This is a genomic window from Christensenellaceae bacterium 44-20 (assembly GCA_041223705.1).
In the GTDB taxonomy this organism is placed as follows: domain Bacteria; phylum Bacillota; class Clostridia; order Christensenellales; family Christensenellaceae; genus QANA01.
Genome location: JBCLQU010000002.1, coordinates 179846 through 195619, shown reverse-complemented (window position 1 = coordinate 195619; position 15774 = coordinate 179846). Strand labels below are relative to the sequence as shown.

General features: G+C 56.6%; 15 protein-coding genes and 1 riboswitch. Of the genes, 5 read left to right on the top strand and 10 right to left on the bottom strand.

The features are described from left to right. The first annotated feature begins 1 nt into the window (after position 1). Positions 2–598, top strand: coding sequence for a GNAT family N-acetyltransferase (locus AALG83_07890; GenBank protein MEY8383076.1), 597 nt, complete (start codon positions 2–4; stop codon positions 596–598). 40 nt (positions 599–638) lie between these two features. Here the strand turns inward: AALG83_07890 and raiA are convergent, their stop codons facing one another. From raiA to metK, 4 genes are all read right to left on the bottom strand, one after another. Further along, positions 639–1178, bottom strand: a complete 540-nt coding sequence (gene raiA, locus AALG83_07885; GenBank protein ID MEY8383075.1) for a ribosome-associated translation inhibitor RaiA — start codon at positions 1176–1178, stop codon at positions 639–641. A 433-nt stretch (positions 1179–1611) separates the two neighbouring features. Further along, the gene (locus tag AALG83_07880) at positions 1612–2271 is read right to left on the bottom strand and encodes a phosphoribosyltransferase family protein (GenBank protein MEY8383074.1); all 660 of its coding nucleotides are present in this window, start codon (positions 2269–2271) and stop codon (positions 1612–1614) included. Then, positions 2225–4504, bottom strand: coding sequence for an ATP-dependent RecD-like DNA helicase (locus tag AALG83_07875; GenBank protein MEY8383073.1), 2280 nt, complete (start codon positions 4502–4504; stop codon positions 2225–2227). The genes AALG83_07880 and AALG83_07875 overlap by 47 nt, the downstream gene beginning before the upstream one ends. A gap of 13 nt (positions 4505–4517) precedes the next feature. Beyond that, positions 4518–5681, bottom strand: coding sequence for a methionine adenosyltransferase (gene metK, locus AALG83_07870; protein ID MEY8383072.1), 1164 nt, complete (start codon positions 5679–5681; stop codon positions 4518–4520). A 64-nt stretch (positions 5682–5745) separates the two neighbouring features. Next, a riboswitch (SAM riboswitch) is annotated at positions 5746–5841 on the bottom strand. A gap of 128 nt (positions 5842–5969) precedes the next feature. Here metK and AALG83_07865 point away from each other — a divergent pair. Beyond that, positions 5970–6698, top strand: coding sequence for an ATP-binding protein (locus AALG83_07865; protein MEY8383071.1), 729 nt, complete (start codon positions 5970–5972; stop codon positions 6696–6698). A gap of 65 nt (positions 6699–6763) precedes the next feature. Here the strand turns inward: AALG83_07865 and AALG83_07860 are convergent, their stop codons facing one another. Together AALG83_07860 and AALG83_07855 are read right to left on the bottom strand one after the other, a co-directional pair. Continuing rightward, entirely contained in the window at positions 6764–7555 is a 792-nt protein-coding gene (locus tag AALG83_07860; protein MEY8383070.1) for an SDR family NAD(P)-dependent oxidoreductase, read from the bottom strand. 21 nt (positions 7556–7576) lie between these two features. Further along, positions 7577–8044, bottom strand: a complete 468-nt coding sequence (locus tag AALG83_07855) for a hypothetical protein (protein ID MEY8383069.1) — start codon at positions 8042–8044, stop codon at positions 7577–7579. 151 nt (positions 8045–8195) lie between these two features. On the opposite strand from AALG83_07855, the gene nagA reads away from it, so the two are divergent. Then, positions 8196–9329: an N-acetylglucosamine-6-phosphate deacetylase gene (nagA, locus tag AALG83_07850; protein MEY8383068.1), complete on the top strand. Its 1134-nt coding sequence runs from the start codon at positions 8196–8198 to the stop codon at positions 9327–9329. 117 nt (positions 9330–9446) lie between these two features. Here nagA and AALG83_07845 read toward each other — a convergent pair whose 3' ends face one another. The 3 genes from AALG83_07845 to mreB all read right to left on the bottom strand — a co-directional run bounded on the left by AALG83_07845 (position 9447) and on the right by mreB (position 13183). After that, positions 9447–11105 (bottom strand): phosphoenolpyruvate carboxykinase (ATP), encoded by a 1659-nt coding sequence (locus tag AALG83_07845; protein ID MEY8383067.1) that lies wholly within the window; start codon positions 11103–11105, stop codon positions 9447–9449. 116 nt (positions 11106–11221) lie between these two features. Continuing rightward, positions 11222–12070 (bottom strand): 16S rRNA (adenine(1518)-N(6)/adenine(1519)-N(6))-dimethyltransferase RsmA, encoded by an 849-nt coding sequence (gene rsmA / locus AALG83_07840; protein MEY8383066.1) that lies wholly within the window; start codon positions 12068–12070, stop codon positions 11222–11224. A 69-nt stretch (positions 12071–12139) separates the two neighbouring features. Next, a complete protein-coding gene (gene mreB, locus AALG83_07835) occupies positions 12140–13183 on the bottom strand; it encodes a rod shape-determining protein MreB (GenBank protein MEY8383065.1) in 1044 nt (347 codons plus the stop codon). 178 nt (positions 13184–13361) lie between these two features. On the opposite strand from mreB, the gene AALG83_07830 reads away from it, so the two are divergent. Continuing rightward, on the top strand, positions 13362–13643 hold the full coding sequence (locus tag AALG83_07830) for a hypothetical protein (protein MEY8383064.1): 282 nt from the start codon (positions 13362–13364) through the stop codon (positions 13641–13643). Between the two features lie 134 nt (positions 13644–13777). Here AALG83_07830 and spoIIID read toward each other — a convergent pair whose 3' ends face one another. Continuing rightward, complete coding sequence (gene spoIIID / locus AALG83_07825) at positions 13778–14029, bottom strand: sporulation transcriptional regulator SpoIIID (protein MEY8383063.1); 252 nt, start codon at positions 14027–14029, stop codon at positions 13778–13780. Between the two features lie 144 nt (positions 14030–14173). On the opposite strand from spoIIID, the gene AALG83_07820 reads away from it, so the two are divergent. Continuing rightward, on the top strand, positions 14174–15682 hold the full coding sequence (locus AALG83_07820) for an FGGY-family carbohydrate kinase (GenBank protein MEY8383062.1): 1509 nt from the start codon (positions 14174–14176) through the stop codon (positions 15680–15682). Positions 15683–15774 lie beyond the last annotated feature (92 nt).

The following is a 15774-nucleotide window of genomic DNA, read 5'->3' as shown; positions in this document are numbered from 1 at the left end:
CATGCCGCAAAACACCCCAGAGCTTTTCACAGAGCGGCTGATCCTGCGCCGGTTTACCCAGCAGGATATTCCCGCGCTTTTCGAGATTTACCGGGATGAGCAGGCCAATACGTTCCTGCCCTGGTTCCCCTTAAAAACGCTGGATGAGGCCGAGGAGCTGTTTTGGCGCCAGTATGCCGCGGCATACCAAAAGCCCCGGGGCTATCGCTACGCCATCTGCCAAAAGCAGGATAATGTTCCCATCGGTTATGTGCATGCGAGCATGGGAGAAGCGCACGATTTCGGCTATGGCCTGCGTTCGGATTTCTGGCATCAGGGCTTTGCCACCGAGGCGGGCGGCGCAGTCATCGCCCGGCTCCGGCAGGATGGGCTGCCCTTTCTCACCGCGACGCACGATATCGCCAACCCCCGCAGCGGGCAGGTGATGCAGCGGCTGGGAATGCAGTATGCCTATATCTATGAAGAGCAGTGGCAGCCCAAAAACCTGCTGGTGCATTTTCGGATGTATCAGTTAAATCTCGCCCAGCCGGATGCCCCGGTCTATTCCGGATACTGGGATCGGTATGCTGTGCACTTTGTGGAGCAGGATATATCGTAACAAAAAAGAGAGCCAACGGCTCTCTTTTTTCTCTTTCTATTTAATCGTACTCCGGCTCCAGCAGGCCATAGCCCCCGTCTTTTCTCTGATAGAGTACGCAAACCCGCCCCTGCTCAGATAAGAACACAAAGAAGCTGTGCCCCAGAAGCTGCATCTGCAAAACCGCCTCCTGCTCGCTCATCATCTGAAGTGGGAAGCTCTTGCGGCGGAGGATTTTGCCTTCTTCCTCCTGCTCATCCGGCAATTCCTGCTCCAAAAACAGCGGCTCCTGCTGATACGCGCCCTCATGCAGGCGCTGCTCCAGCTTTTTCCTGTGCCTGCGGATCTGCTGCTCCAGCTTTTTGAGCGCCGCATCCACCGACGCATACATATCTCCGCTGCTCTCCTCTGCCCGCAGCATGACGCCGTCCTCCAGCGGGACCATCACTTCGGCGATGTGCCTGGCCTTCTGGATGGAAAGCGTAATCAAAAGCTCTGTCTCTTCCCGGAAATAGCGGTCCATCTTGGCCGCCCGCTTTTCTGCGTTTTCTCTCAGGTATTGCGAAATATCGATGCCTTTTCCCTTTACAACCGTGCGCATAAACACCCTCCTTGTTTCCGGAAACCAGCGTTTCCCCTGATAAATAATAGTTCCCTATCCCCTCCTCATTATCCTGCCCCATTTTCCCTTCCTTTACACTTCCTTCATTTTTGCAAAACAAAAAGCGCACATCCCGTGTGCGCTCTCTTTTCTTTTAAACCGCCCAATCGCGCCAGCTGACCTGGTTTTTGACCCCACACTCGCCGCCTGGAGGGTTCGCTCATAAGGCATCTGCGCCTCCCCACTACTGCCCCTCTCGGTTTCCCGGGCGGACTTACTTCTAAACCGCACCATGATCACCGGCATTTTGCCGGGTTACGTGGATCGCTTTGCCTGCGACTGGCATCGACTTTCAACCACAGACCTGGCGCGAATGGGCAATCTCTATTATACCCGCCCGGCGCGCAAAAGAAAAGAGTCATTTTGCCGCACCCTATGCCCGGGCAAAGACGATGGCCGAAACGCTGGCGCCGGCTTTCTGCAAAGGCTTTGCACATTGCAGAACGGTTGTGCCCGTCGTCGCGATATCATCTACCAGCAAAATGCGCTGGCCGCTTAGTCTTTGCTCTCCGTTTATCAGCCCAAACGCATCTTTGAGATTTTCCACCCTCTTCTCCGCCGCCAGGCGCGACTGCACTTTTGTCTTTCTGGTTCGCCTGAGCAGCGGCAAAACGGGAATCCCAAGCTGTTTGCCGATTTCCCGCGCCAAAAGCTCGGCCTGGTTATACCCGCGCTGGAGCTGCCTTCCCTTGGCCAGCGGAACGAAGGTTACTGCGGAAAAGCCCAGCGCCCGGGAGCTCAGAAAAGATGCCATCTGCCCGCCGATGTCCTCTGCAAGCCATGGGCAATGATTCAGTTTAAAGCGAAGCAAAATTGTCCGGACGCAGGCATCATAGCGATAGCAGCTGTAAAGCGGAATGCCCGAAAGCCGCTCGGCCCGCAGGATCCGAGCCTCGGCAAGCTGCCGCGCGCAGTCTCTGCAAACCGCGCCTTCGCGAATATCCCTGCCGCACACGGCGCAGGCATGAGCATCCAAGGCCAGCAGTTCAGCGCCCGTTCCCTTTATCTTCTTCCAAAAGCCGGAACAGTTCATCCCATTCATCTCCCTGCTTCTCCTTGCCCCCGGCCAGCTTTTCCACCATCTCGGCCTGGGCACGGATCTCGTGATCCAGCGCCGTAAACCGCCGGGAAACCCTGGCATTGGAGATCATGTGCGCGACGGTACGCTCGCTGCCGATGAGGATCATCTTGCGCTTTGCCCGGGTGATGGCCGTATAGAGCAGGTTGCGCGTGAGAAACTCGCTGTAGCCATAAAAGAGCGGCAGGATCACCGTGTCGAACTCGCTCCCCTGGCTCTTATGCACGGTAACGGCATAGGCATGTTCCAGCTCGGCAAGCTCGTTTTGGCTGTACTGCGCCAGCCGGTCGTCGTCGAACAGGATTTCCAGCGTGCGCTCCGCGGAATCGATGCTGTGGATGCGGCCAATATCGCCGTTGAACGCGCCGGATCCTGCCGTCAACGCGCGCATCGTCCCCTGCAGATACCACTCCTTGTTGTAGTTGTTGACGGTCTGCATGATTTTATCGCCCTCGCGGTAAACCGTGTCGCCGAACTCCAGCTCCTTTTTTTCCACCCGCCTGGGGTTGAGCCGCTCGCGGATCTCCTTATTGATGTTGTAGACGCCAATCGTCCCCTTTTTCACCGGGCAGATGATCTGGATCTCGTCCATCGCGATGCCCTCTTCCAGCCGCTCCTGATAGACGCGCATGGTGCGCTCCAGCGCCTCTTCGGGCGTTTTGGTGGGCAGAAAGAGGAAGTCCCCGGCGGAGAAGAGATCGATGCTCTCCCCCAGGTTGACTTTATGCGCGTTCAGCGCAATGTTGCCCTGGCTTCGGAACACTTCATTCAAGATCGCCACAGGCACCTGACCGCTGCTGATGATGTCTTTCAGCACATTGCCCGGGCCGACGGAGGGCAGCTGGTCGCTGTCTCCCGTCAGAATCAGCCGCGTGCCCGGCTCCAGCGCCGCCAGCAGGTTTTTGAGCAGGAAAATATCCACCATGGAAGTCTCGTCGATGATGACGGCATCCGCCTCCACGGGATTATCCTCATCCCGGGCGAAGCGGCTGTATTCGGAAATATCCTCTCCGGGCTGGGCGCCGAATTCCAGCAGCCGGTGGATGGTTTTGGCAGAACGCAGCGTCGCCTTTTCCATGCGTTTCGCCGCCCGGCCGGTGGGCGCCGCCAGCGCCGTAACGATGCCGCTCTTCTCGAAAATAGTGAGCACCTGGTTTAGGATGGTGGTCTTGCCCGTGCCCGGGCCGCCCGTGATGACGCAGACCGGGCAGGATGCCGCCAGCATCACCGCCCGCTCCTGCTCCTCCGAGAGCATCTCGTCGCTTTTCAAAATGCTCTCCACCAGCGCACCCGAAACCTCAATTTTGGGCACTGCCTTGGAGAGCTGCACCAGCCGGTAGGCCGCATAGGATTCGGCCAGGTATGCCGTGGAGAGCGCCACTGCCCGCACGCCGTTATATGTATTTTCCGCAAGGGCGCCCCGGCCCGCCAGGCGCTCAGCCGCCTGCAAAACCTCCTGCGGCTCGGCCTGCAAAAATTCCGCCGCCGCTTTGACGGCCGCATCCAGGGGAAAGCAGGTGTGCCCCGCCTCCATCTTGAGCTTTAGGATATGCACAAGCCCGCTCTCCAGCCGCAGGCTGGCATAGCCCTCCATGCCAATCTCGGCCGCGATGCGGTCTGCCTTCATAAAGCCGATGCCCGGCACATCCTCGATGAGCCGGTAGGGGTTCTTCTCGATGAGATAGGAGGCGCTTTGCCCATAAACCTCGTAGGCCGCCATGGCCTCCTTGATGGAAAGCCCCATATTTTGCAGCGAGAGAATGACGCCCCGGATCGTCTGAAGCCCCATATACTGCTCGTGAATCTTATCCGCCATCTTGGGGCTGATGCCCTTGATCTGCGCCAATCGCCTGGGGTTATTTTCGATCACCGAAAAAGAGTCAGCATGGAACTGCTCCACAATGCGCCGGGCAATGATCTCCCCGACGCCTTTGATGAGCCCGCCCGATAAAAAGAGCACGATGCTCTCATCGCTTTCGGGCATTTTGGATTCCATGCTGACTACTTTAAACTGTTCGCCGTATGTCCTATGCGTGGTATAGCCGCCGTAGAAACGGACGTATTCCCCGGGCTGAATCAGCGGAATATTGCCCACGCAAACCACAAGGTTGCCCTCGCAATCCAGATCCAGCACGGTGTATCCGTTTTCTTCGTTGCGGTAGACGATATCCGCAACCGTTCCCTCCACATAGGACAATGCTCTACTTCTCCTCTTTTAACTGCGCCACGCGCTCCAGCCGCTCCCAGGGCAAATCCAGATCTGCCCGGCCAAAGTGGCCGTAGGCCGCCGTGGGGCAGAACTTTGTCTCTCTCAAATGCAAATCCTCGATGATGCTGCCCGGGCGCAGATCGAAATTGCGCCGGATGATCTCCGCCAGCTTCTCATCGCTGAATTTGCCCGTACCGTAAGTATCGGCCAGAACCGAAACCGGCTGCGCCACGCCGATGGCATAGGCCAGCTCTATTTCGCACTGCTCGGCCAGCCCTGCCGCCACGATGTTTTTGGCGACATACCGCGCCGCATAGGCCGCGCTTCTATCCACCTTCGTCGGGTCTTTGCCGGAAAACGCGCCGCCGCCATGCCGGGCATAGCCGCCGTAGGTGTCCACGATGATCTTGCGGCCAGTCAGCCCCGAATCGCCTCTGGGCCCGCCGATGACGAACCGGCCCGTGGGGTTGACCAAAATCCGCGTCTTATTGTCTATGAGCTTTGGATCGATGGTGGGCAGGATGACCTCCTCGATGATCCCCTCCCGCACGCGCTCCACGGGAATATCCAGATGCTGGGAAGAGACGACGATGGTATCGATGCGCTTTGGCCTGCCGTTCTCATATTCCACGCTGACCTGGCTCTTGCCGTCCGGCATGAGAAAATCCAGAATCTTTTCTTTGCGCACCTGCGCCAGACGCTTTGTCAGCGCATGTGCCGCGGCGATGGGCAGCGGCATATATTCCGCCGTCTCCCGGCAGGCATAGCCAAACATCATGCCCTGATCGCCCGCGCCCGTCTCCCGCGCGCCCGTTCCCCGGGTCTCCAGCGCTTCGTTGACGCCCATGGCAATATCCGCCGACTGCTCGTCGATGCTGGTGAGCACGGCGCAGGCATCTGCATCAAAGCCGGATGCCCCGCCAGTATAGCCGATTTTGCGGATGGTATCCCGGGCGATCTTGGGGATATCCACATATGCGCTCGTAGTAATCTCCCCCATGACGAGCACCAGCCCGGTGTTCACCGCCGTATCGCAGGCGACTCTGGCCTGCTTGTCCTGCTCCAGAATGGCATCCAGCACTGCATCCGAGATCTGGTCGCAGATTTTATCCGGATGCCCTTCGGTTACGGATTCCGATGTGAAAAGTCTGTTCATAAGAACCTCCAAAATAGAAAGAAACCCCGCCGCACTTTCGCGGCGAGGCACAAGCTGCTCTCTGGCCTCATCTCTCAGCTTGCGCCGCAGGATTTGGCACCGAATCTCCTCCGGTTGCCGGGCTTCACAGGGCCTGTCCCTCCGCCACTCTTGATGAGTGATCTGATTATATCACAGAGCGGCCGGCTTGCAAAGAGCAAACAGACATATTATACTAAAATTCAGCAAAAATGCGGCGGCAGGCATCTGTGTTTGCCCGAAACCTCCGCGAATGAAAGGAATTTCCATATGAAAAAAGTGCTTGGGTGCCTGCGCCGGGCCTGCGAAGAATTTGATATGATAAAAAGCGGCGATAAAATTGCTGTGGGCGTCTCGGGCGGCAAGGATTCCATCCTCCTGCTCTATGCGCTGACGCTCTACCGCCGCTATATGAAGATAGACTACGAGCTCTTTGGCGTAACGGTCGATCTCGGCTTTGAGGGCTTTGATACCGCGCCCATCCGTGATTTCCTGCAAAGCATCGGCGTCGCCTACCACGTGGAAAAGACGGATATTGCCCAGGTGGTTTTTGATATCCGCAAAGAGCCAAACCCCTGCTCGCTCTGCGCCAAGATGCGCAAAGGCGCTTTTTATGAGGCGGCGGCACGCCTTGGCTGCAACAAGGCCGCCTTTGCCCATAACCAGGAGGATCTGCTGGAAACCCTGCTCATGAGCATGATCTACGAGGGCAAGCTCGGCGTATTTTCGCCGGTAACGTATATGAGCCGCGCGGATATCACCCTCATCCGCCCGTTCATCTATCTGCCCGAAAAGGAGATCGTCGGCCAGGTGCGCGCGCTCAAACTGCCGGTGGTCAAAAACCCCTGCCCGGTGGACGGCATTACTAAGCGCAAGGATGCCCGGAATCTGCTGGAGCACCTGCTGACCTATAACCCCAAGGTGAAGGAGAGTATGCTGGCCGCCATCCGCAATACGGGCAGCTACCATCTTTGGGATAAGCTGCCCTCCGGCCGCTGATTTCCCGCATCAAAAAAGCAGGGTGTAAAACATCGGTTGCTTTGCACCCTGCTTTTTTTGCGCCGTCATCTGGCATAGAGCTGATAAACCAGCCAGTTCAGCAATCTTGCGGGCAAGAGCCGCGCCAGCAGCGCAATCGCCTGATAATCCACCCGGATGGCATAGAGCGGCTTCACCTTCCTCCTGCGCGCGATCCTCGCAATGATGCGCCCCGCGGCCGCAGGCTCCATGCCCTCTCTCTCATCCCGCTCCATCTTGGCCACAGAGCGGCCAATCCGCCCGCCATAGGCCTCATCTCCAGCGCTCTGCTTTTTGCGCGCGGCAGTAAACCCAGTTTTAATATCCCCCGGCATCACCGCGCAGACCGAAACCCCATAGGGCCGCACTTCGTTTGCCAGCGCCAGGCTATAGGCATTGACTGCCGCCTTGGAGGCCGAATAAAACGCCTGAAACGGGATCGGGACTGCCGCCGCCACCGAGCTCAGGTTGAGAATCCTGCCCCGCCCGTTTTTTCGCATATGCGGCAAAACCGCCCGGCACATGCGCGCCATGCCCAAAAAGTTGACGTCCATCTGCCGCGCCGCGTCCTCCATATCCGTAAACTCCGCGGCGCCGGAAATGCCAAAACCGGCGTTGTTGATGAGAATATCGATGCGCCCTTCCTTTTTTATCACATATTCTACCGTTCTCTCCACATCCTGCCCCGAGGTTATATCTCCCTTAATATGAACGCGGTCTATAGGCGCGCTCTCCCCTCGGCTCATCTCGTAAACCCGGCAGCCGTCTGCCGCGAGTATGCGCGCCACGCTGTCGCCAATGCCCGAACTGCCGCCCGTGATTAAAACTATCTGCCCCATCGCACCACGCCGCCCATCTTCCTAATATCCCAAGCCCTTGATGGCGCTTTTGACCGCATCCTTATTTTGTTCGGGGACGTTGGCATAGACAAACGTCTGCCCCACCCGGCAAACATAGCTGTATTTTCCATTTGAAGTCTGCGCATAGACGCTGAAATTGAGGCCGTTGTTTTCGTATCTGGAAGAGGCCGGCCCGCTTTCGGATTCAAACGCCGCCTTATTCTGCTCAAAGGCGATTTTCGCCTGCTGCTCTGTTTCCACTTCAAAAAACTCGATCTGGTATGCCCCGCTCTGCTCTACCGCCAAAGTCACGCTCAGAACCTGGCCGTCCAATTGATCTGTCGCGTCCAGTATGGAATACCCCTCCTGCTCCATGCGCCGGGAAAACTCCGCGGCCGTAACCGGCTCCTTTTTTGCGGCACAGCCCACAGCCGCCGCCAAATAAAGAACGCCGCAAATCCCTGCCAAAATCTTTCCAAGTTTTTTCATCACTCATTCCTCGCTTTCTTTCTCCCCCAGTATATCAAAACTTACTTGGAAAATCACCAGCTTCTCCCGAAAAAGGCGTTTTCCCCCTTCCGCTTTTCCGAGGAAAATAGTATAATGGGAATATCCATTTCAAACTTCATAGGAGGTTTTTATGCCCAAGATTAAAAACGCCCGCATCTTTAACGGCGAGGATTTCATTCCCGTTACCGCCCTGCGCTATGAAAACGGCATCATCGCGGAGATGTACGATTCCTGCGACGATCCCGATGCGCTGGATGCCAAAGGCCAGATTCTCTGCCCCGGCTTTGTCGACCTGCATATCCATGGCAGTTTTGGCAGAGATGTGCTGGAGCCAGGCGGCACAGCGCATTTGCGCCGGCATCTGCCCTCCGTCGGGACGACTTCCTTCTGCCCCACCAACGCCACGGATACCTTCGAGCACATCCATTCCTTCCTTTCGGAAGTGAAGCAGGAGATGGCAGGGCAGAGCGGCACCCGCATTCTGGGCGCGCATATCGAGGGTCCCTTCTTCGCGCTGGATAACCGCGGCGCGCACGCCATCCCGCTTTTACAGGACCCAACCATGGAAAACTATCAGAAAATGGTGGGCGAGCATGAAGACGTCATCGCCAGAGTCTCGGTTGCCCCGGAAAAGCCGGGCGGCATGGAGCTGGTTTCCTATCTGGCGCAAAAGGGCATCGTGGTCTCGGCGGCGCATACGGATTCCATGGCAAAGGAGATGGAGGAGGCCATCAGCAAGGGCGTCAGCATCGCGACGCACACTTTCAACGGCTTCTACCCCGTGCACCACCGCCAGGAGAACAGCATCGGCGTCGTCTTGACGGACGACCGCATCATCTGCGAGTTCATTCCGGATTTGCAGCATATCAACGTCTACGCCGCCCGGCTGATCATGAAGGCCAAGGGCTTTGAAAAAACCTTCATCTGCTCAGATGCGCTGGAGCCCTCCCAGATGGGCGACGGCATCTTCAGCCTGGCCGGCAGCAAAGTCATCGTCAAGGACTCTGTGGCGCGGCTGGAGGATGGCCGGCTGGCCGGCTCCACCATCTGCGTTCTGCAAGGCGTGCGCAATCTGGTCAATATCATGAAAATTCCGCTCTGCAAAGCGCTTCGGCTGGGCACCTTCAACGCTGCGAACGCCATCGGCAACGCGCATATCGGCAGAATCGCCGTAGGCGCGGCGGCAGACTTTTTGCTGCTTACGGACGATTTGCAGCTCAGCCAGACGTATATCCGCGGCAAGCTGGAATACAGCCGGGCGTAAACCGGCCTTGCAGCAATGCCAAAAGAGCAGGAGTGAACTTCTCCTGCTCTTTTTATGCCTCTTCCAAAGCAACGAAAAAAAGGATGCGAATGCCCGCATCCTTTTTTGTTTATCCGGTTAGTTCTTGGCCTGCTCTGCGACTTTGCTCATCGCTTCCAGAACCTCTGCCGGCAGTTTATCATAGCCGCCCTTGGCCTCGTCTCTGGATTTGATGAACTCGACTCTGTCGTTCATGCGTGCCGCGACCTGCTCTGCATAGGAAGCATCCGAGAAATCCGGCTCCATGCCTTCCACAGGCAGATACGAGAAGCCCTCAATCTTGCCGAAAGGCTTGAAGGAAGCCGTTCCCTCTACAACCTGCTCCAGGCTGCCCAGCGTCATCTCTTTGGTTACCTTCTTATCCATGAAGGAGCCAGTGTTGAAGATGTAGCAGGAGACATTCTTCTCCTCAAACAGCTTCTTGAAGTTGAGGTAATCCATCTCCAGCGGATAGGTGCGGAACGGGTTCGCATACGGCTCGACGACCAGCGCGTTGGGGTCTACGCCCGGGGCCAGGCGCTCTGCCGTCGTTCTCTTGGTGGCCAGCGTTGCGCCCATGGCCGAAGCGACGACCGGATCTTCGATCTTGATAACCGGCGGGAGCGTCGGGTCTTTCATCAGCCAGATAATCGCGTTCACCGGCTCCTCGAAGAGGTCTACGCGGTTGGGGCTCCAAAGGCGGCTCTTAACGGCGCGGCCATTGCCGTTTCTGATATCCTCCGGAACGATGACGATTTTGCCGTCTTTATCCACGGTAATGCCGTTGTTCTGAACGGTCATCAGGAATTTATTGTCCTCGCAACCTGCGGGGTAATCCTGCGTCTTGTCGAAGTAAGCCGGCTCCAGCGCGACGGAAACCGTCTTGTCGCCCGTATCGATGACGAACGCGTCGTCGTGCAGAACGGTAACGTCATATTTATTGTCGTGCTTGGCGTGGGTGATGGTGGATTTGCCAGAGCCCGAAAGGCCAAACACAGCCGAGACGAACTTCTTTCCGCCAGGCAGGTTGTAGCGCTTCTGGCCGCCATGGCAGGAGCACCAGCCGTGTCTGCCGGCAATGCCCCAGGCCAGCGTCAGCGTGCCCTTCTTGAGCTCGCCGAAGTAGCGCATGCCCAGCACGCAGGCGACGTTATGCTGCGGGTCGAAGAGCGAGAGGCCCAGCGGGAAATCCGGGTGAGACCACTCCGGGTCTGCAAACACATAGATATCCGGCTCACCCTCGATGACCTTGGACTGCTCATACATCTGGTTATAAACTTCGTTGCAGTACTGGAAGTTGAGCATCCAGGAAAGCAGGGAGTTTGCAAAGGTATCCGGGATCATCAGGTGCGCTTTGACCATGAATTCGGGGGAAAGGCCAACGTATGCGGAGGTCTTCAGCATATTTTTGTCTTTCGTATCGAAAATGGCATCGCGGATGATCTTCTGCAGGGAATCTGCATCTACGCCCGGCTCGCCGATGATGCGGCGCGCTGCTGCGCAGCGGCCCTGAACGCTGCCGTCGTTGAAAACCAGAACCGTCGCATCCTTGGGCAGGCCAACTTTGTCTGCGCCAAAAATGGGCATATCCGTTACAACCGTGCCAGGTGCGTTTGCGGCCAGCTTATAAGCCTCCGCAGGAGTCTCTACTTCGTAGACATTGTTGCCGTAAAAAGGCGTCTCGATGATCGTCTTAAAGTTGTTAAAATAGGAGCCTGCCTTAATCTCGGAGAGATCATAGAATTGTTTTGTTGACATTTCAAACCTCCAAATTTGTAGTGAAACTAGTTCATTTGGCAAAATTATGCCAAACTTGGCTAATTATAAAGATTCGCCGTGCTTTCCTTTTTTCCTCTTTTTTTCAAAAAAATATTTTATTTGTTTTTGCAAATTATTTCTGCCAATTTTGCAAAATCTTGCGGCGACAGGTTTTCTGCTCTGGAATTTGCTGGGATTTCGGCTTTTTCTAACGCAAGTTGGATTTCGTCATTTTTCATTTGCAGGGAATTTTTCATGTTGTTCTGCAATGTTTTTCTCCGCTGGGCAAACAGCCCGCGGACGATTTTCGTGTAATCCTCCCGCGGCACGCCAAACTGCGCCTTTGGCTCTATGCCAATCACCGCCGAATCCACATCCGGCGCGGGCAAAAAGCAATTGCGCGAAACCGTGAACAGCTGCTGAACGCGCCCATAGTATGCCACAGAGGCCGTAATCGCGCCGTAGTTCGCGTCGCCGGGCCCTGCCATCAGCCGCTCTGCCACTTCCTTCTGCACCATGGCCGTAAACCGCAGAACCGGCGCTTGCGCCTCCAGTACAGCCAGCAGGCATTTGCTGGTAATATAATATGGAAGGTTTCCCACCACAGCAAACGGCTCGCCGCCAAAATGTTCCCGGGCGATCTCCTGCAAATCCGCCTTGAGGAAATCCTGCCAGAGCACCTGGGTATTCCCTAGCCCCTCCAGCGTCTGGGAAAGCACCTGCACCATGCCTTTATCGATTTCCACCGCCACGACTTTTTTCGCCCGCCGCGCCAGCGCCTGGGTCAGCACACCCAGCCCCGGCCCAATTTCCAGCGCATTCTCCCCCGGCCGCACAGCCGCTTCCGCAATTTTACTTACGATATTTTCATCCCGCAAAAAATTCTGCCCCAGCTTTTTGAGCGGAGCCAGCTGATATTTTTTCAGCAATTCGCTGATCACTTTGGGGGAATAGAGCTCTTCCATGCTTCCTCCTGCGGCCATGCCGCGTTTTTCTGATAGAAAAGCCCCGGAAAATCCGGGGCCGCATTTTGCTTAATAGTTATCGTAGTAATCGCCGCGCTTATAGTCGTAAACCGAGTTGCCGGCATACATATCGATATGCTCCAGCGCCTTGCCCGCGCCGATGGCGACGCAGGAGACCGCATCGTCTGCCACATAGCAGGGAATTTTGCAGCGCTCTGCCAGCAGCCGATCCAGCCCATAGAGCATCGAGCCGCCGCCCGTCATGCAGATGCCGTTCTCCGCGATATCCGCCGCGAGCTCCGGGGGCGTCCGCTCCAGAATGCTGTGCACCTTTTCCATAATCAGGTTGAGCGGTTCGCGGAAAGCTTCAATCGTCTCGTTGGAGCTGATGGTTACCGTCTTGGGCAGGCCGGAGATCAGGTTGCGGCCGGTAATCTCCATATACGCTTCTTCTTTTCTCGGGAACGCCGAGCCGATGTTGATTTTGACATCCTCCGCCGTGCGCTCACCGATGATCATGTTGTATTTTTTCTTGACATAGCGGATCATCGCCTCGTCGAACTTATCGCCCGCGCACTTGATGGAGCCGCTGATAACCGCGCCGCCCAGGGAGATGACGGCGATATCCGTCGTGCCGCCGCCCACGTCCACAACCATCTGGCCCACAGGCTGGCCGATATCCAGCCCCGCGCCGATAGCCGCGGCAATCGGCTCTTCCATCAGGCAGACGTGCCGCGCGCCGGCATCTTCCGTCGCCTCGATGATGGAGCGCTTCTCCACTTCCGTAACGCCGCTTGGCACGCAGACAATGACCTTTGGCTTGAAGAACAGCCTGCGCCCCAGCACCTTGCGCAGGAAATAGCGCAGCATGCGCTCGGTATCGTGGAAATTGGAGATGACGCCGTCTCTCAGCGGGCGGACTGCCACGATATTGCCCGGCGTTCTTCCCAGCATGACCCGCGCCTCTTCGCCGATGGCGACCATCTGGCCGTTGGTCCGGTCTACCGCGACAACCGAGGGCTCCCGCAGCACAATTCCTTTTCCTTTTACATATACGAGCACGGTTGCCGTGCCCAAATCGATACCGACATCGTTATATTCAAACAAACCCATGTGTTACTCTCCTAAATCTCATCTGCGAGCCGCGCAAAGACTGTATCGTGCTCCTTTTTAATGATAATATATCGCGCGATAATTTTCAAGCGTATTTCTGCCCGGAGCTGTGTCTAACTTGTAGATTTTTTCGCATGTTCTCCATTTCTTTACAAAGCCGTTACATATCCCCAAAACTTTGGCCTGCCCCCGAATTGCAGATCGAATAGCAATTCACCGCATCGCTCTTTATTTTAATGTAGGAAACGGAAAGGCCAACGCAATTTCTGCGCTTCAAAAAATCGCCTCCGCGCAGATCACCGTGCAGGTGGATCCGGCGCGTCTGCGGCCTGTGGATATTCCCATCATCGAGGCGGATATTTCCAGACTCCAGCGGGATACCGGCTGGGAGCCAGCCGTTCCCCTGGAACAGACGCTGGGCGACACGCTCCGCTATTGGCGCGAGGCTGTCCGGCAATAATGCAATCAAAGCAAGGCGGCCAAATCATGGCTGCCTTGCTTTTTTATTATTTTGCGCGCCCGTATGCCCGGCGCTTGTCTGTCTTTTTGCCGCTGTGCGCAGCAACAGAGCCGGCCGCTCTGCATCCCGCCGGCCTATGCCTGCTGGCAGTAGCGCTTTCTGGTGGCCTCGCCGCCGCGGATATGGCGCTCATCCATATTTTTCTGCAGCACCTGGCGCACTTGCCGGGCCAGCGCCGGGTTGAGCTCTCCCAGCCGCTCGGTTACATCCTTGTGCACGGTGGATTTGCTGATTTTAAATTTGCCGGCGGCGCTGCGCACTGTCGCGCCCGTCTCGAGAATATAGTTTGCAATGCCCAGCACTCTCTCCTCTATATAAGCCTTCATTGTTCCGTCCCCTTTTACGGTGTTTGTAGATCCTATGAGGCCCGCACTTTTTTTATGAAATAACCGCTCAAAAAAAGGAAAACAGCCGGCGATCGCGAATATATAAAAAATCTGGAAAAAAATAAATAATGAGAGGAAAACATCATGGAACAGTACATCTTGGCGCATGACTTCGGCACAAGCGCCGATAAGGCGTCCCTTTTCAACACAGATGGCCAGTTTATCAGCACCATCACCACTCCCTACCACACCAACCACTCCAATTCCACCTGGGCAGAACAGGATCCCGAGGATTGGTGGAACGCATTCTGCACGGGCAACCGGGAGCTGCTCAAGGGCATCGATATCAAAAACGTACTCTGCGTCTCCTTCGACGGCACGTTCCCCAACTGCATTCCCGTGGATAAAGACGGCAAGCCGACTTACCCGGCCATCATCTGGCAGGATATGCGCGCGGAAAAAGAGGCCAACGAGCTGACAGAGCTCATCCCGGAGCAGTATCTGACGTATGGCGGCGAGGGCATCATGCGCACCGAGCAGAGCCTGCCCAAGCTTCTCTGGCTCAAGCGCAACCGCCCCGAAGCGTTTGCAAAAACCTATAAAATGCTGGCAACCCCCAGCGACTATATCATCCTTCGCCTGACGGGCAGCTTCGTCTGCGAATATTCCATGGCCAACAGCATGGGCACGCTGGATCTCGCCCAGAGCATCTGGAGCGAGGACTGCCTCAAGGCCGCCGGCATCACGGAAGAGATGATGCCAGAGCTTCATGCCTGCACGGATATCGTCGGCGAAGTTCCCAGCGGCGCGCTTTCCGAGCAGTGCGGCCTGTTCCCGGGCACCAAGCTGGTCATCGGCACGGGCGACGCGACCTGCTCCTCCATCGGCGCGGGCAACATCGGCATCGGCGATGCCTGCCTGACGGGCGGTTCTTCCGCCGGCATCAGCGCCGTCGTCCCGGCAAAAGAAGGCGTTGGCTATCACTCCAGCTATCTGCCTGAAGGCGCCAGCATGATGGGCGGCATGACCATGGCTTCGGGCTCGGCCTATGGCTGGGTGAAAAACGAGCTGTGCAAAATCGAGCAGAAGCTGGCAGAGGAAAACGGCAAGAGCGCATACGACTATATCAACGAGGAAGTCGCCTCGGCTCCTCTGGGGGCAAACGGCGTTCTGTTCCTCCCGCTGCTCAAAGGCGAGCGCGACCCGTTCTATAACCCCAAGGCAAAGGGCTCTTTCCTTGGCATCACGCTGGCCAACACCCGTGCAGACCTGCTGCGCGCAGTGGTCGAGGGTATCGGCTTCAACATCGCCCTGATTTTGGAAGGCATCCGCGAGCACTACGATTTCAAAAAGCTCACCATGGTCGGCGGCCTGGCCAAGAGCGATGTGGTCCGCCAGATTTTCTCGGATATCATGGGCGTCGAGCTGGTAACCCTCAAATACATGGATGAAGTCGCCACGGTCGGCGCGGCCATCATGGGCGGCATTGCCCTTGGCATTTACGAGGATTACAGCGCTGTCCGCAAGTTCCATGCCATCAGCGCGCACAATACGCCCAACATGGAGAACCACGAGAAATACAAGAAGATCCTGGAACTCTACCGCAAGGGCTATGAGGCGCAGGTCGAGCTGTTCGACGCAATGGCGCAGTAATTTATTTGCCCAATAAAAACAAAAGGCTTCCCACGGGAGGCCTTTTGTTTTTATGGATGCGCCGGGCGGCAAAACACCTCCCTATTTGATAA

Coding starts and splice junctions, on each gene's coding strand:
- AALG83_07890 (MEY8383076.1), top strand. CDS start 2: ATGCCGCAAAACACCCCAGAGCTTTTCACAGAGCGGCTGATCCTGCGC.
- raiA (MEY8383075.1), bottom strand. CDS start 1,178: ATGCGCACGGTTGTAAAGGGAAAAGGCATCGATATTTCGCAATACCTG.
- AALG83_07880 (MEY8383074.1), bottom strand. CDS start 2,271: ATGAACTGTTCCGGCTTTTGGAAGAAGATAAAGGGAACGGGCGCTGAA.
- metK (MEY8383072.1), bottom strand. CDS start 5,681: ATGAACAGACTTTTCACATCGGAATCCGTAACCGAAGGGCATCCGGAT.
- AALG83_07865 (MEY8383071.1), top strand. CDS start 5,970: ATGAAAAAAGTGCTTGGGTGCCTGCGCCGGGCCTGCGAAGAATTTGAT.
- AALG83_07860 (MEY8383070.1), bottom strand. CDS start 7,555: ATGGGGCAGATAGTTTTAATCACGGGCGGCAGTTCGGGCATTGGCGAC.
- AALG83_07855 (MEY8383069.1), bottom strand. CDS start 8,044: ATGAAAAAACTTGGAAAGATTTTGGCAGGGATTTGCGGCGTTCTTTAT.
- nagA (MEY8383068.1), top strand. CDS start 8,196: ATGCCCAAGATTAAAAACGCCCGCATCTTTAACGGCGAGGATTTCATT.
- AALG83_07845 (MEY8383067.1), bottom strand. CDS start 11,105: ATGTCAACAAAACAATTCTATGATCTCTCCGAGATTAAGGCAGGCTCC.
- rsmA (MEY8383066.1), bottom strand. CDS start 12,070: ATGGAAGAGCTCTATTCCCCCAAAGTGATCAGCGAATTGCTGAAAAAA.
- mreB (MEY8383065.1), bottom strand. CDS start 13,183: ATGGGTTTGTTTGAATATAACGATGTCGGTATCGATTTGGGCACGGCA.
- spoIIID (MEY8383063.1), bottom strand. CDS start 14,029: ATGAAGGCTTATATAGAGGAGAGAGTGCTGGGCATTGCAAACTATATT.
- AALG83_07820 (MEY8383062.1), top strand. CDS start 14,174: ATGGAACAGTACATCTTGGCGCATGACTTCGGCACAAGCGCCGATAAG.